At 66.9% G+C, this 13,658-nt stretch carries 15 protein-coding genes; 13 read left to right on the forward strand and 2 right to left on the reverse strand.

Translation table 11 applies throughout. From position 1 onward, the window contains the following. The first annotated feature begins 4 nt into the window (after positions 1-4). The gene (locus BLT40_RS02680; RefSeq protein ID WP_255363916.1) at positions 5-1,624 is read left to right on the forward strand and encodes an ArnT family glycosyltransferase; all 1,620 of its coding nucleotides are present in this window, start codon (positions 5-7) and stop codon (positions 1,622-1,624) included. Between the two features lie 4 nt (positions 1,625-1,628). Here BLT40_RS02680 and BLT40_RS02685 read toward each other — a convergent pair whose 3' ends face one another. Both BLT40_RS02685 and BLT40_RS02690 read right to left on the reverse strand, forming a co-directional pair. Then, a complete protein-coding gene (locus BLT40_RS02685) occupies positions 1,629-2,198 on the reverse strand; it encodes a Maf family protein (RefSeq protein WP_255363970.1) in 570 nt (189 codons plus the stop codon). 13 nt (positions 2,199-2,211) lie between these two features. Next, complete coding sequence (locus BLT40_RS02690; RefSeq protein WP_090351190.1) at positions 2,212-2,658, reverse strand: hypothetical protein; 447 nt, start codon at positions 2,656-2,658, stop codon at positions 2,212-2,214. A 235-nt stretch (positions 2,659-2,893) separates the two neighbouring features. Between BLT40_RS02690 and BLT40_RS02695 the strand changes: the two genes are divergently transcribed. The 12 genes from BLT40_RS02695 to BLT40_RS02750 all read left to right on the forward strand — a co-directional run bounded on the left by BLT40_RS02695 (position 2,894) and on the right by BLT40_RS02750 (position 13,635). Continuing rightward, complete coding sequence (locus BLT40_RS02695; protein WP_308847004.1) at positions 2,894-3,331, forward strand: YceD family protein; 438 nt, start codon at positions 2,894-2,896, stop codon at positions 3,329-3,331. An 18-nt stretch (positions 3,332-3,349) separates the two neighbouring features. After that, on the forward strand, positions 3,350-3,544 hold the full coding sequence (rpmF, locus tag BLT40_RS02700; protein ID WP_036112167.1) for a 50S ribosomal protein L32: 195 nt from the start codon (positions 3,350-3,352) through the stop codon (positions 3,542-3,544). Positions 3,545-3,633: 89 nt separating this feature from the next. Then, on the forward strand, positions 3,634-4,602 hold the full coding sequence (locus BLT40_RS02705; RefSeq protein WP_090351193.1) for a beta-ketoacyl-ACP synthase III: 969 nt from the start codon (positions 3,634-3,636) through the stop codon (positions 4,600-4,602). 211 nt (positions 4,603-4,813) lie between these two features. After that, the gene (gene fabD / locus BLT40_RS02710; RefSeq protein WP_090351195.1) at positions 4,814-5,764 is read left to right on the forward strand and encodes an ACP S-malonyltransferase; all 951 of its coding nucleotides are present in this window, start codon (positions 4,814-4,816) and stop codon (positions 5,762-5,764) included. 43 nt (positions 5,765-5,807) lie between these two features. Beyond that, entirely contained in the window at positions 5,808-6,551 is a 744-nt protein-coding gene (fabG, locus tag BLT40_RS02715; RefSeq protein ID WP_090351197.1) for a 3-oxoacyl-ACP reductase FabG, read from the forward strand. Positions 6,552-6,721: 170 nt separating this feature from the next. Next, positions 6,722-6,961, forward strand: coding sequence for an acyl carrier protein (gene acpP, locus BLT40_RS02720; RefSeq protein WP_029213434.1), 240 nt, complete (start codon positions 6,722-6,724; stop codon positions 6,959-6,961). A 155-nt stretch (positions 6,962-7,116) separates the two neighbouring features. Next, the gene (gene fabF / locus BLT40_RS02725) at positions 7,117-8,406 is read left to right on the forward strand and encodes a beta-ketoacyl-ACP synthase II (protein WP_090351200.1); all 1,290 of its coding nucleotides are present in this window, start codon (positions 7,117-7,119) and stop codon (positions 8,404-8,406) included. Between the two features lie 25 nt (positions 8,407-8,431). Further along, entirely contained in the window at positions 8,432-9,757 is a 1,326-nt protein-coding gene (locus tag BLT40_RS02730; protein ID WP_090352507.1) for an aminodeoxychorismate synthase component I, read from the forward strand. Next, entirely contained in the window at positions 9,754-10,590 is an 837-nt protein-coding gene (pabC, locus tag BLT40_RS02735) for an aminodeoxychorismate lyase (RefSeq protein ID WP_090351202.1), read from the forward strand. Before BLT40_RS02730 ends, pabC begins: the two co-directional genes overlap by 4 nt. Then, positions 10,587-11,618 (forward strand): endolytic transglycosylase MltG, encoded by a 1,032-nt coding sequence (gene mltG / locus BLT40_RS02740; RefSeq protein WP_090351205.1) that lies wholly within the window; start codon positions 10,587-10,589, stop codon positions 11,616-11,618. The genes pabC and mltG overlap by 4 nt, the downstream gene beginning before the upstream one ends. Positions 11,619-11,673: 55 nt before the next feature. Next, positions 11,674-12,609 carry a DNA polymerase III subunit delta' gene (gene holB, locus BLT40_RS02745; RefSeq protein WP_090351207.1) on the forward strand — a complete coding sequence of 312 codons (936 nt, stop codon included), beginning with the start codon at positions 11,674-11,676 and terminating at the stop codon, positions 12,607-12,609. 63 nt (positions 12,610-12,672) lie between these two features. Then, entirely contained in the window at positions 12,673-13,635 is a 963-nt protein-coding gene (locus BLT40_RS02750) for a PIG-L deacetylase family protein (protein WP_176809077.1), read from the forward strand. Positions 13,636-13,658: the final 23 nt, after the last annotated feature.

A 13,658-nucleotide genomic window follows, 5' to 3' on the forward strand; every position in this document is an offset into this window, starting at 1 on the left:
ATCGATGCGTGAGCTCCCCGTCCTGGCCATGTCGATGCGAGATCGTTCGAGTGTAGCGGCGCGCGCGCGATCCTGGCGAGGCACGTTTCTCGTCCTGTTCGTGCTGACGCTGCTGGGCAAGCTTTTCATCGCATGCACCTTGTCGCCCTTCGGTGACGAAGCGTTCTACTGGCAGGAGAGCCTCGCGCCCGCATGGGGCTACAGCGACCTTCCGCCCCTCACGGCGTGGCTGATCGCGGTATCGGAGGCGTGCTTCGGTCACGGCCTTCTGTCGATGCGCCTGCCATTTCTGCTGATCGGCGCCTGTATCCCGTGGCAGGTAGGCGCGATCGCAGGACGCTACGGTGGTGAGATCGCGCGCTGGCAGGCGGCGACCTTCGCCCTGAGCCTTCCGCTGGTCGGATCGCTGGGTGTGCTGGCGTTGCCCGATGTACCGCTGACCTTCGCCATCGTGCTTGCCTCGCAGGGTTTGATCGCCGCGCTTGAGAAAAATCTGTATCGCGACTGGACGCTGCTCGGCGTGGCGCTGGCGGTCGCCTGGATGACTCACTATCGCGCCGCCATGCCGATGCTCGGCGGCCTCGTGTTCCTGGCCGCCACCGCGCGCGGCAGGGCGCAGTGGCGGCGTCCCGGCATCTGGCTTGCGCTGGCTCTGGCGTCGATCGGTCTCGTGCCCATCGTGCTGTACAACATGGCGTCGCGCGGCGCCGGTGTCGCGTTTCAGCTGGTCGACCGGAATCCCTGGCAGTTTCATGCGGATGCGCTGGTGCAGCCGCTGGAGCAGGCCGTGGCCTGCACACCCGTCGCATGGGTGGTGATGCTCTGGGCGCTGTGGCGAAGCTGGCGCCGTCGCGCGGAGGCGCCCTTCGATGTCGTCGCGGCTATCGCGGGCACGTTCGTCCTTGCTTACTTCGTGCTTGGCCTGTTCGCGGACGACGTGCGCTTTCGTGCGCACTGGCCGATGCCCGCTTACACGCTGCTGTGCGCCGCACTACCGTTACTGCTCGAGGATGCCGCGAGCGGATGGCGCAGGGCGGCGCGCGGTGGATTTGCGCTCGCGGCGCTGGGGCTGGTCATCGGGCTGGCCTATCTCGGTCTTGCCGCGTCGCCGTCGGGCGCCCGCATGCTTTCGGGAGCCAAGGCGTTTCCGGCGAATTTCACGGGCTGGCGGGAGTCCTCGGCAGCGGTCGCGAGGGTATTGCGCACGGACCCATCCCTGGTCGTGGTGGCCGACAACTTCATGCTGGCGGCGGAACTGCGTTTCGCACTCGGCGGCGGGCGCGAGATCTATGCGCTCGACAGTCCGCTGAACACGAAGCATGGTCGCGCAAGACAGCTCGCCGACTGGGGTCTGGATGAAAGAGGACTGTCCCTGCATCGGGACGCGCGGTTGCTGCTTGTGGTCGACGAAACCGCGCTGCGTGAGCGTGAGCGGCGCGACTGGCTGGGATCGGTGTGTTCGCGTGTGGCGCTGGGTGAGTCGGTGACTCGTCTCGACCTGTTCGACAAGCGGCGCCGTTTTGGCTTGTATCGTGCCGGGCCGGCGCCGTCGACGGGGTCGACGGGTGTCGCCGACCCCGATGCCTGCCGGGTGTGGACCGCTGCCGCGCGCGCCGGCGGCTGAGGCCTCAGGGGAGTTCGACGCCCGCGGCACGCAGCAGGCGTGACGTCGCGATCAGCGGCAGACCGACCAGCGCCGTGGGGTCTTCGTTGACGATGCGCTCGAACAGGGCGATACCCAGTCCTTCACACTTGAAGCTCCCCGCGCAGTCGAGTGGCCGCTCGCGCTCCACGTAGCGTTCGATGTCCGCCTGGGTGAGGGTTCGGAACGTCACCCGGGTTTCGTCGACGTGGGTCAGTGCGTCGCCTTGCGCATCGATGACGCAGACGGCCGTGTGAAAGACCACGTCATGGCCCGAGCTCGCGGCGAGCTGCCGGTGGGCCTGATGGACGGTGCCGGGCTTGTCCAGCACGGTGCCGTCGAGATCGGCGACCTGATCGGAACCGATCACGACGCTGCCGGGGCGGAGGGCGGCGACCGCGCGCGCTTTCGCCTCCGCCAGGCGGGCTGCGCGGGAGGCGGGGGCTTCGCCGGGAAGGGCTGCTTCGTCCGTACCGGGCGAAACTTGCCCGAAGTCGTCGAGCAGGCGCCGCAGCAGGCCGGCACGGTGGTGGGAGGTCGATGCGAGGACGACCATCGGGGAGGGCACGTCAGAATTCCTTGTGAATGTGTTCGCGCACGGCCGTGTCGAGTGCGGTCTGGGCGTCATCGAGGGCACGCAGGCGAGGCTCCAGCTGCTGGCGGGCGCGGATCAGGGCATCCACCGCCTCATCGAGCTCGCGCTGGCTGGCGTCAGGACCGCGGTCGCGGATCCACAGCCGCTGCTGGAGCAGGGCGCGCAGTCCGGAGTCCACGGCCTGCTGAGCCTCGATCTCGCCTGCCGCGGGCTGGTCGGGGCTGACCGACATCACCGCATGGGCGCGCTGAAGGCGATCCCGGCAATCCTTCAGATCCGCCTCCAGCCGGTCGGCGTTGTCCATCAGGCTCTGCAGGGCGCCGTGGCGTCGGCGCGTCCGCTGGTGGCGGAGCACCCATACGGAGAGCCCGACCGCTAGCGCAAAGACGATGGCAAGTGCATAATATGCAACGGAAAACACGCGACCTCTTCCTTCCTGGGGGCTGGTGGCGGCAATCGGGAACCAGGCATGGCAGTCTGCACGAAAGCCCCGCGACTGCGCAAAACCGCCCTGTGTCCCACATTCGACCGCCTAACCGGTTGACTTCAAGGGTGTTGATGCCTACCATTTCCCGATTATGTCCGTGACTTTGCCATCGTCCGTGGACGCTTGGCGCGAAGTTCGTGCGCGGCGTTCGTTCCAGGGTCAGCTTCCCGTGTCGGTTTTCACCCGTCTCGGAGAAGTCATCGCGTCCACCGAGGGTGACGTGACCTACGAACTGGACTTCGGCACCGACGACTTCGGCACGAAGTACGTAGCCGTCCGTGCGACAGCACCGTTGACACTCATCTGTCAGCGATCGCTCGAGCCGTTCGTGCTGCCGGTCGAAGTCGATACGCGTCTCGGACTGATCGTGCGTGAGAGTGAGGAAGCCGGGCTTCCGCCGGGTTACGAGGCTTTGCTGGTCGAAGACGACGGCAAGCTCAATCCCATCGCGACGATCGAAGATGAACTGCTGTTGGTGCTGCCCCTGGTCCCGGTCAATCCGGACTATGAGTTGCCCGACGACATGCTTGGAGCCGGTGAGGAAGAAGAACCCTTGCCGGAAAAGACCGAAAACCCGTTCGCGGCACTCCGCGGACTCATTAAGTAATTTCGCTGGAGATTCGCCATGGCCGTTGCCAAGAGCCGCAAGACCCCGTCCACCCGCGGCATGCGTCGTTCGCACGATGCGCTGACCACCGTTCAGCTGTCGACCGACCCGACGAGCGGCGAAGTCCACCTGCGTCACCACGTGACCAAGGACGGCTTCTACCGTGGTAAGAAGGTCATCGACACCCGCGGCGCGGTTGAAGTCGAAGACTGATCCGTCCCGCCAGGGATGATCAGAACGCAGGCGGCGCGGCAACGCGCCGTTTTGCGTTTCCGAAACACCATCACGATGGGGATACGGTTCTGAAATACGCCCGCATCATAGGCACCGGCAGCGCACTTCCCGACAGGGTGGTCACCAACGCCGACCTCGAAAAGATCGTCGACACCAGTGACGAATGGATTCGCACGCGCACGGGTATCACCGAGCGCCACATCGCCGCGGACGGCGAAACCACCAGCGATCTCGCCTTCCTTGCCGCGCAGCGTGCGCTCGAGGCGGCTGGCGTCAAGGCCAGTGACATCGACCTGATTGTCGTCGGTACGACGACGCCGGATCTCATCTTTCCGTCCACCGCCTGTCTGGTTCAGCACCGGCTGGGTGCCAACGGCTGTGCCGCGTTCGACGTCAATGCGGCCTGCTCGGGCTTCGTTTACGCCCTGGGCGTGGCCAATGCGTTCATTCGCAGCGGACAGTCGAAGCGCGCGCTGGTGATCGGTGCCGAGACGCTGACGCGCATGGTCGACTGGACCGAGCGCGAGAGTTGCGTTCTCTTCGGTGACGGCGCCGGCGCGGTCGTTCTCGATGCGTCCGACGAGCCGGGCATCTACACGACGCGCATGCGCGCCGACGGTGGATTCAAGCATCTGCTGTTCAACCCGGTCGGTGTTTCCGTCGGGTTCACCGACGCGCCCAACCATGGGGTGAAGATCACCATGCTTGGCCGCGAGGTGTTCAAGGTCGCGGTGAAGACGCTCGACGCGCTGGTCGGTGAAACGCTCGCCGATGCGGGCATGACCGAGGACCAGGTCGACTGGCTGATCCCTCACCAGGCCAACCTGCGGATCATCGAGGCAACGGCCAAGCGGCTGAACATGTCGATGGACCGCGTGATCGTCACGGTCGACAAGCACGCCAACACCTCGTCGGGTTCGGTGCCGCTGGCGCTCGATTACGCCATCCGGTCGGGCAAGGTGAAGCGCGGGCAGAATCTGCTGCTCGAGGCGTTCGGCGGCGGGTTTACCTGGGCGTCCGCGCTTCTGAGGTATTGATCGGGTTGTCGCATCCGCGCCTTGTTGGCGTATCGCGCGCGGGGCGCGCTCCTACGACAACCGCGCTGTAGGAGCGCGCCCCGCGCGCGAATAGCCAACAGCGCGGTGACGCGGTAACGACTGATTCCGGCGTCACCACACGCCTGCGAATGGTGCAATCGCCTCCGGGTTGCTGCACCATTCGCGGTTTGAAGTCCCGGAATCGTCTCGAATGACCTCATCCAGCGCCTCGCTCGCCTTCGTTTTCCCTGGCCAGGGTTCGCAGTCCGTCGGCATGCTTGCCGACCTCGCCACCGCGCATCCTGAAGTCCGTGCCACCTTTGACGAAGCTTCCGCGGGCGCCGGTGTCGATCTGTGGGACATCAGCCAGAACGGCCCGGAAGAAAAGCTCAACAGCACCGAGAACACGCAGCCGGCACTCCTGGCCGCCAGCGTTGCCGTCTGGCGTGTCTGGGTGAAGCAGGGCGGTGTCATGCCGGCCTTCCTCTCCGGCCATAGCCTCGGCGAGTACAGCGCGCTGGTCGCCGCGGGCGCCTTGTCCCTGAAGGATGCCGCCGGGCTGGTCGCCGAGCGTGGCCGCCTGATGCAGGCTGCCGTGCCGGCTGGCGTGGGCGCCATGGCTGCGATCATCGGTGGCGACGACGCCCAGATCGCCGAGGTCTGTGCAGAAGTGGCCCAGGGGCAGGTCGTCGCTCCGGCCAACTTCAACTCGCCGGGCCAGCTGGTGATCGCGGGTCACGCCGAGGCGGTGGACCGCGCTCTGGCGCGCCTTGCCGAGCTCGGCGTGAAGAAGGCCGTGAAGCTGGCCGTTTCCGTGCCGTCGCATTGCATGCTGATGCGCGATGCCGCCGATCGCCTGGGCGAAAAGATGGCCGCCATCGAGTGGTCGATGCCGTCGATTCCGGTGATTCAGAACGCCGACGCCGCGGCGCACACCTCGGTCGAGGACATTCGTGGGGCGCTGATGCGCCAGCTCTACCTGCCGGTACGCTGGACCGAATGCGTCCAGGCGCTGGCTGCCGCCGGGGTGACTCAGACGCTCGAGTGTGGCCCGGGCAAGGTTCTGGCGGGTCTTATCAAGCGTATCGACAAGTCGGTGGAGGCCAAGCCCATCGGCGCGCCTGCCGACCTCGATGCCGCCCTGGCGGCCGTGCAGGGCTGATCCGGCCCTTCTTCTTTCTTAAGTACGACAGGACACGCATTCCATGACCCAGTCCCTGAAGGGTGAAATCGCCCTCGTCACCGGCGCCAGTCGCGGTATCGGCGCGGCGATCGCCGATCGGCTCGCCGCGCTCGGCGCGACCGTTTTCGGTACGGCCACCAGCGAGGCCGGTGCGCAGGCCATCAGCGATCGCCTCGCGCCGCACGGCGGCCACGGCCGCGTGCTCAACGTCACGGACCCTGCCGCGATCGAGGCGCTGATCGACGCGATCGCCAGGGAGACCGGTGCTGTTTCCATCCTGGTGAATAACGCCGGCATAACGCGCGACCAGCTGCTCATGCGCATGAAGGAAGACGACTGGAGCGCGATCATCGAGACCAATCTGACCTCGGTGTTCCGTACGTCCAAGGCCGTCATGCGCGGCATGATGAAGGCACGCAAGGGTCGCATCATCAGCATCGCCTCGGTCGTGGGCGTCACCGGCAACCCCGGTCAGGCCAATTACGCGGCCGCCAAGGCGGGCATCATCGCGTTCTCCAAGTCGCTGGCCCGCGAGATCGGCTCACGTGGCATCACGGTCAACGTGGTGGCGCCGGGCTTCATCGACACCGACATGACCCGCGCCCTGCCGGAGGAGCAGCGCACGGCGCTGCTGGCCGGCATCGCCCTGGGGCACCTGGGTGAATCGGAGGATATCGCCGAAGCCGTGGCCTTCCTGGCCTCGCCCGCGGCGAAATACATCACCGGCGAGACGCTCCACGTCAACGGCGGCATGTACATGCCCTGATGGGGCAGGGCCGGCGGCAGTCGCCACCGGCCCGTTTTTGAGAGACAATCTCTTTTTCGCGTCCGGCTCAGAAACGTCGGACGTTATTCACGTGGCGGCGGTGTGTTGGCGGGCCTGGTCCTTAGCCACTACAATGCCGCCGGATTTTTCCCTCGGGAGGTAAAGGCAACATGAGCACCATCGAAGAGCGCGTCAAGAAAATCGTCGTTGAACAGCTGGGCGTTAAGGAAGACGAAGTCACCACCAACGCTTCGTTCGTGGACGATCTCGGCGCCGATTCGCTCGACACCGTTGAGCTCGTGATGGCCCTCGAAGAAGAGTTCGAGTGCGAGATCCCGGACGAAGAAGCTGAGAAGATCACCACGGTTCAGCAGGCGGTCGATTACGTCAAGGCCCACGTCAAGGCCTGATCCACATCTACCGGCTGGTTGTCGATCGGAGGCGTCGCCTCCCGTCGATCTCCGAGCGACATGGAAGCTGCGCCTTACGGCGCAGTTTTCGTTTGCGGCAAACGCAACCTGCGCCCGCGTATGGTTTGCGCGGGAACAGTTGAGGATGAGAACGCATGAGTAAACGACGTGTGGTAGTGACCGGTATGGGCATCATCTCGCCGGTCGGCAACGATGTCGCCACCGCCTGGAAGAATGTGGTCGAAGGCAATACCGGCATCGGTCCGGTGAGTGAATTCGACGCCAGCGCCTATAGCACCCGTATCGCGGGCGAGGTCAAGGGGTTCGATCCTGTCGACGCCTTCTTCGTCGGTACCGATACGCCGGACGACGAGCGTCGTTCGGTCGCCAAGGATTTCAAGCGGATGGATCCGTTCATCCACTACGGCATCGTCGCCGGCACGCATGCGTTCCGTCAGTCGGGTCTCGTGGTGACCGATGAAAACGCGGGCCGCATCGGTGTCGCGGCAGGCGCCGGTATCGGTGGCCTGCACACGATCGAAGGCACGGCGCTCGAGCTTCACGAGAAGGGGCCCCGCAAGGTGTCGCCGTTCTACGTGCCCAGCTCCATCATCAACATGGTGGCCGGCAACCTGTCGATCTACCACGGCCTGAAGGGCCCGAACATCGCGCTCGTGTCGGCATGCACCACGGCCGCGCACAACATCGGCATGGCCATGCGTCTGATCCAGTACGGCGATGCCGATGCGATGATCGCCGGCGGTGCGGAATTCGCCACGACGCCGACGGCGATGGCGGGTTTCTGCTCGGCCAAGGCCATGTCCACGCGCAACGACGACCCGGCGCACGCCAGCCGTCCTTGGGACACCGGTCGCGACGGCTTCCTGCTGTCCAATGGCGCCGGCATGCTGATGCTCGAGGAATACGAGCACGCCAGGGCGCGCGGTGCCACCATCCTGGCCGAGCTCGTCGGCTTCGGTATGAGCGGCGACGCGTACCACATCACCGCGCCGAGCGGCGACGGTGCGGAACTGGCCATGCGCAACGCACTGCACGACGCCGGCCTGACCGCCGAAGACGTGCGCTACGTCAACGCGCACGGTACCTCCACGCCGGTGGGCGATCTGGGCGAAGCCAGGGCCATCCGCAACGTGTTCGGCGAGCACGCCACGAAGCAGGGCGCGTTCTCGGTCAGCTCGACCAAGTCCGTCACCGGTCATCTGCTGGGTGCCGCGGGTGGTGTCGAAGCCATCTTCTCGATCATGGCGATTCGCGACGGCATCATGCCGCCGACGATGAACCTCGAGAACGTGGATCCGGAAGTCGCCGCGCTCGGCATGGATCTGGTGCCGAACAAAGCGGAGAAGGCCGACATCGACGTCGTCGTATCGAACTCGTTCGGCTTCGGCGGAACCAACGGTACGCTCGTCTTCCGTCGCGTCTGACGCGTTGGCTTTCGTCACGCGAACCCTGGCCGGCCGGCGCGATCTCCTCGCGCCGGCCGCGTCGTATCCGGCGCGCTATCCGGCGTTGCTGGCCAGTGCCGTCACCGGAACGCCGCAATCGCGTTTCGACATCCTGTTTGCCGCGGGCACCGAATCCCTCACGCTGTACGCGGACGGTGTCGTTCGCGATGCACGCGGCGATGTCATCGAGGGAAGCTTTCTCGACGCGCTCGATGCGGCGTGGTCGCGACGTCGCAGGCCGCGTGTCGATGACGGCCTGCCGTTTCACGGCGGCTGGGTCGTGTACCTGGCATACGAACTGGTGGGGCAGATCGAGCCGGGCCTGCATCTGCCGGCATCGAACGGTGCGGCACCGGTGGCCATCGCCTTGCGTGCGCCAGCCGCCGCGGTGGTCGATCACGTCGAGCGGCGCACCGTTCTCGTCGCGGAAGAAAGTGCTCCGGAGTGGCTCGATCGTCTCGAGAACGATCTCGCGCTCGACGCCCCGTCGATGGCGCTGGCGACACCGCTCGCCGTCGACGAAGACGAGCCACGACGTTTCCTCGAAGGCGTCACGCGTATCCACGAGCACCTGAGTGCGGGCGACGTTTTTCAGGTGAATCTTTCACGGCGCTGGTCTGCGCGTTTCGCCCAGGCACCGTTACCGGCCAGCCTGATGCTCGCGCTGCGCAAGGCCAATCCCGCTCCGTTCGCCGGGCTGCTGCAGCAACCCGGCTGGGCCATCGTCAGTTCGTCGCCCGAGCGCCTTGTCGAATCGCGCGGCGGCGTGCTGCAGACGCGGCCGATCGCCGGTACGCGACCGCGTGTCGCCGGCGATGACGACGTGGAGAAGATTCGCGAACTCACCTCGCATCCGAAGGAGCGTGCCGAGCACGTCATGCTGATCGACCTCGAGCGCAACGATCTCGGCCGTGTTTGCGTGCCGGGCAGCGTCCGCGTCGACGAGCTGATGGTGGTGGAGAGCTACGCCCACGTGCATCACATCGTCAGCAACGTGTCGGGTCGTGCACGCGAGGGGATCACGCCCGGACAGATCATCGCGGCGACGTTCCCTGGCGGAACGATCACCGGTTGTCCGAAGGTTCGCTGCATGGAGATCATCGGCGCACTGGAGCAGGAGGCGCGTGGCGCGTACACGGGCGCGCTGGGCTATCTGGATGACCAGGGCGACATGGATCTCAACATCCTGATCCGTACCCTGACCGTCGAAGGGACCGAGGTTTCGTTCCGCGCGGGCGCGGGCATCGTGACCGACTCCGTGCCGGAGAAGGAACTCGACGAGACGCGGGCCAAGGCGCGCGGCTTGCTGCGCGTGTTCGGCGCCGGATGAGCGCACGCGTTTCCGTGGACTTCGTCGATGGCGACCGTATCCCGGCGGCCGACCGGGGTTTTACTTACGGCGACGGGGTGTTTGAAACATTACGCATGGTCGACGGGCAAGTCCCGCTGTGGCCGCGGCACGTGGCCCGGCTGCGCGATGGTTGCACGCGCCTGCGCATGCCCGTGCCGGACGCGGATGCGATCCTCGCTGAAGTGGAGCGCCTTGCCACGGACCTGAGCGATGCGGTGGTCCGCATCACGCTCAGCCGTGGCGATGGCATGCGCGGGTATGCGCCGCCACAGCCGCAACGGCCACGCGTCGTCGTGCAGGTCGCTCCGCTGTCGCTGGATGCCGGCGCCTACGCGGAGGGTGTTTCCGTCCGTCTTTGCGACACCCGCCTCGCCACGCAGCCTCTGCTGGCCGGGATGAAGCATCTCAATCGTCTGGAGCAGGTGCTGGCCCGTGCCGAATGGTCCGATCCGACCTGGACCGAGGGTCTGATGCTCGACGATCGCGGCGACGTCATCTGTGCCACCGCGGCTAACGTGTTCGCCGTCTTCGATGGGCGACTGGTGACGCCGCCGGTGGATCGCTGCGGTGTCGCCGGTGTGGCGCGTGCCGAAGTGCTCGCGATTCGCAACGTCGAAGTAGCTCCGATCAGCCCCTTGCGACTTGCCGAAGCCGACGAGGTCTTCCTCACGTCGGCCGTTCGGGGCATGCTTCCCGTTCGGGTCTTCGCGACCCGGTCGTGGCAGCCCGGTCCCGTCACGCGTGCGCTTCAGGCGCACTGGGGACGTCTGGGCCTGCCGTTGCCTGTCGGCTTTAAGGATTCCGATCGATGAAAGTGCGCGGCATCGCCCTCTGGCGTGTCATTTTGCTGGTGGTGCTGGTCGCGGCGATCGCCGCCGGGTCCTGGCTCTGGTTCGACTGGGCGCGTTTCGCCCGTACCCCGCTGGCGATTCCCGCCGCCGGGCAGAGTATCGACGTAGCACGCGGTGCGTCATTCAGGGACATCGTGCGTGACCTGCGCGACCGCCATGCGACCGCGGCGCCCTCGTTGTACTGGCGCGTGCTCTCCATGGAGATGCACGCCTCGGGCCGCCTGCACGCGGGCGAGTTCGCCCTGCGTCCCGGGATGACGCCGCGCGACCTCATCGGCGACATGGCCAATGGCCGTGTCCTGCAGCGCAACCTGACCATCGTGGATGGCTGGAGCTTTGCCGACCTGCGTCGCACGCTCGCGGCGGTGCCGACGCTGACCCACGACACCGCGGACCTCGACGATGCGGCGATCATGCGCCTGATCGGCGCCCCGGAGGGCGACAACCCGGAAGGGCGCTTCCTCCCCGAGACCTATGCCTATGTGAAAGGCGACAAGGAGTCGAGCATTCTCAAGCGAGCGTATGTGGCGATGGGCAAGACGCTCGATGCCGCGTGGGCCGGTCGCGCGAAGGATCTCCCGCTGGCCAGCGCCTACGAGGCGCTGATCCTCGCCTCGATCGTCGAGAAGGAAACGGGCAGGGCGGATGAGCGTCCGCGAATCGCAGGCGTCTTCGTGCGTCGTCTCGAAGGCCGGATGCTGCTGCAGACGGATCCGACGGTGATCTATGGCATGGGCGCGTCGTACGCCGGCAGCATCCACAAGAGCGACCTCACGACCGACACCCCCTACAATACGTACACGCGGACGGGTCTGCCGCCGACGCCGATCGCGCTGCCAGGGCGCGCGGCGATCCTGGCGGCGGTGCATCCGGCGGACGGCAAGGAGCTGTATTTCGTCGCTAAAGGCGACGGCAGCCACGTCTTCTCGTCGTCCCTCGAAGAACATAACCGGGCTGTGGCCTGCTACCAGTTGAAGCGATGCCAGTGACGACACTCCAGCGCAGCCGGATCCGGGCCATGAACGTCATCGCGGCGGTGACCGCGTGACGTCGCGCCCCTGGCACGAGGACGCCTGGGCTCGCCTGCAGGCCCGCCGCGAGCGGGATGCGCTGCCGCACGCGCTGCTGCTGGCCGGGCCCGCGGGGCTGGGCAAGCGCGATTTTCTGGCGGCATTCGTCAAGGGCCTGCTCTGTCAGCAACCGGTCGATGGCGTACCTTGCGGTGTCTGCCGCAGCTGCCACCTGGTGGCTGCCGGCACCCATCCGGATGTCGTCACGCTGACGTTCGGCCTGCGCAAGGACGGGGTCACCCGAAGCGAGATCGTGGTCGACCAGATTCGCGACCTGTCAGCCCGGCTGGCGATGTCGAGTCAGTTCGGCGGCTGGCAGATCGCCACGGTCGATCCGGCCGACGCGATGAACGCCGCCGCCGCCAACGCCTTGCTGAAGACGTTGGAAGAGCCGACCCCGGCAACGCTGCTGATTCTGGTGGCCGACGAGCCCGCGCGCCTGCCAGCGACGATCCGCAGCCGCTGCCAGCGCATCGATTTCCTCGTTCCCTCGCGCGAGGTGTCGCTGGCCTGGCTACGGGCCGAAGGCGTCGCCGACGCGCCGGCCGCGCTCGAGGCGGCCGGCGGTAACCCGGGCATGGCGCGCGAGTGGTCCGCCGACGGCGCGCTCAAACAGCGCTCCGAGGTACGCAACGATCTGAAGGCGCTTGCCGCGGGCCGTGGCGACGCCATGGAGGTCATCAAGCGTTGGCAGGCCGCGCAGCCAGCGCGCTATCTCTGGTTCGCCGCGCAGGCGGTGACCGACGAGCTGCGCGCGCGCACGGCCGGAAAGCCCGCGCCGCTCGAGAGTCAGCTCGACGACGAGGCACTGGACCACTGGTACGGGCGGGTCAACCGGGCCCGTGACGCCCTGCGCGGTCCGCTGCGCGTCGACCTCATTCTTCTCGAACTGCTTGCCGCCTGGCGTTGACGCGGCCTTACCGGCCATTCGGTCCTAATGGTCGTGCCCGTCACTTGTGTGAGGAAAGACCCTTTGTATCGTGACCCCGTCATCGACGGCGCCACCCGGCTTCTGGTGGTTGCGCCTCACCCCGACGATGAGTCGCTCGCCGCGGGCATGCTGATCCAGCGCACCCTGGCCATGGGCGGGCGGGCCGACGTGCTCCTGCTGACCGATGGCGACGACAACCCCTGGCCGCAGCGCTGGGTCGAGCGGCGCGTGATCATCGATGCGCCGGCGCGTGCCCGCTGGGGTGCGCGACGCCGTCTCGAAGTGGCCGGGGCCCTGGGGCGCCTGGGCGTGCCGCCCGACCAGTTGCATGCGCTGGGCTGGCATGACATGCAGGTGACCGATGAGCTTCGGCGGCGGCATACCGCCGCCGTGACGGCGGTCCGGCGGGTGATCGAGCGGGTCCGGCCGACCCTGTTGGTGATTCCCGATCTGGGCGATACCCACCCGGATCACGGTTCCGCCCACGTTCTTGCCCGGCTGGCGCTGTCGGCTGCCGGTTCGATGGCGGACGTACTCACTTATATGGTGCACGGCACGGAGCGCAGTTCGCCCGACGACCTGTGGGTGCCCGACCTCGATGCCGAGCGGCAGGCCACCAAGCTGGCCGCCGTGCTCGAGCACCACACTCAGATGGCGCTCAGTCGCGAACGCATGCTCGGCGTGGCGTCGCGGCCCGAGCGCTTCGACCGGCCCGCCGCGGCGCCCGGCATCGGATCCCTGCTCCTGCCGTGGCGGCCGGGCGTGCTGGCGCGCCGCCGGTTGCGCGTCGTGCTGGCGGACGGGCAGGGTGTCGTCGCCTGGCCGTGGCGCGAGGCGCCGCTGGAATCCTCGGGTGACGGCTGGCTACTGCGGCTGCGCGATGCGCCGGGTCCGGCTTTCGTGAAGCTCACCGCCGACTTGTCCACGCCCTGGATCTACGACCACTATGGCTGGGCATGCCAGGATCCGGAGCCGGTCGGGCTTGTGGCCCGGCCCATCGGCTAGCTAGGATGGCCGCTATTACAGGG

Origin of the sequence: Dyella sp. 333MFSha, assembly GCF_900102405.1 — a bacterium.
Taxonomy (GTDB): Bacteria; Pseudomonadota; Gammaproteobacteria; order Xanthomonadales; family Rhodanobacteraceae; genus Luteibacter; species Luteibacter mycovicinus.

Excerpts from the sequence above, each read along its gene's own strand:
- BLT40_RS02680 (WP_255363916.1), top strand. The coding sequence starts at position 5 with ATGCGTGAGCTCCCCGTCCTGGCCATGTCGATGCGAGATCGTTCGAGT.
- BLT40_RS02685 (WP_255363970.1), bottom strand. The coding sequence starts at position 2,198 with ATGGTCGTCCTCGCATCGACCTCCCACCACCGTGCCGGCCTGCTGCGG.
- rpmF (WP_036112167.1), top strand. The coding sequence starts at position 3,350 with ATGGCCGTTGCCAAGAGCCGCAAGACCCCGTCCACCCGCGGCATGCGT.
- fabD (WP_090351195.1), top strand. The coding sequence starts at position 4,814 with ATGACCTCATCCAGCGCCTCGCTCGCCTTCGTTTTCCCTGGCCAGGGT.
- fabG (WP_090351197.1), top strand. The coding sequence starts at position 5,808 with ATGACCCAGTCCCTGAAGGGTGAAATCGCCCTCGTCACCGGCGCCAGT.
- acpP (WP_029213434.1), top strand. The coding sequence starts at position 6,722 with ATGAGCACCATCGAAGAGCGCGTCAAGAAAATCGTCGTTGAACAGCTG.
- fabF (WP_090351200.1), top strand. The coding sequence starts at position 7,117 with ATGAGTAAACGACGTGTGGTAGTGACCGGTATGGGCATCATCTCGCCG.
- pabC (WP_090351202.1), top strand. The coding sequence starts at position 9,754 with ATGAGCGCACGCGTTTCCGTGGACTTCGTCGATGGCGACCGTATCCCG.
- mltG (WP_090351205.1), top strand. The coding sequence starts at position 10,587 with ATGAAAGTGCGCGGCATCGCCCTCTGGCGTGTCATTTTGCTGGTGGTG.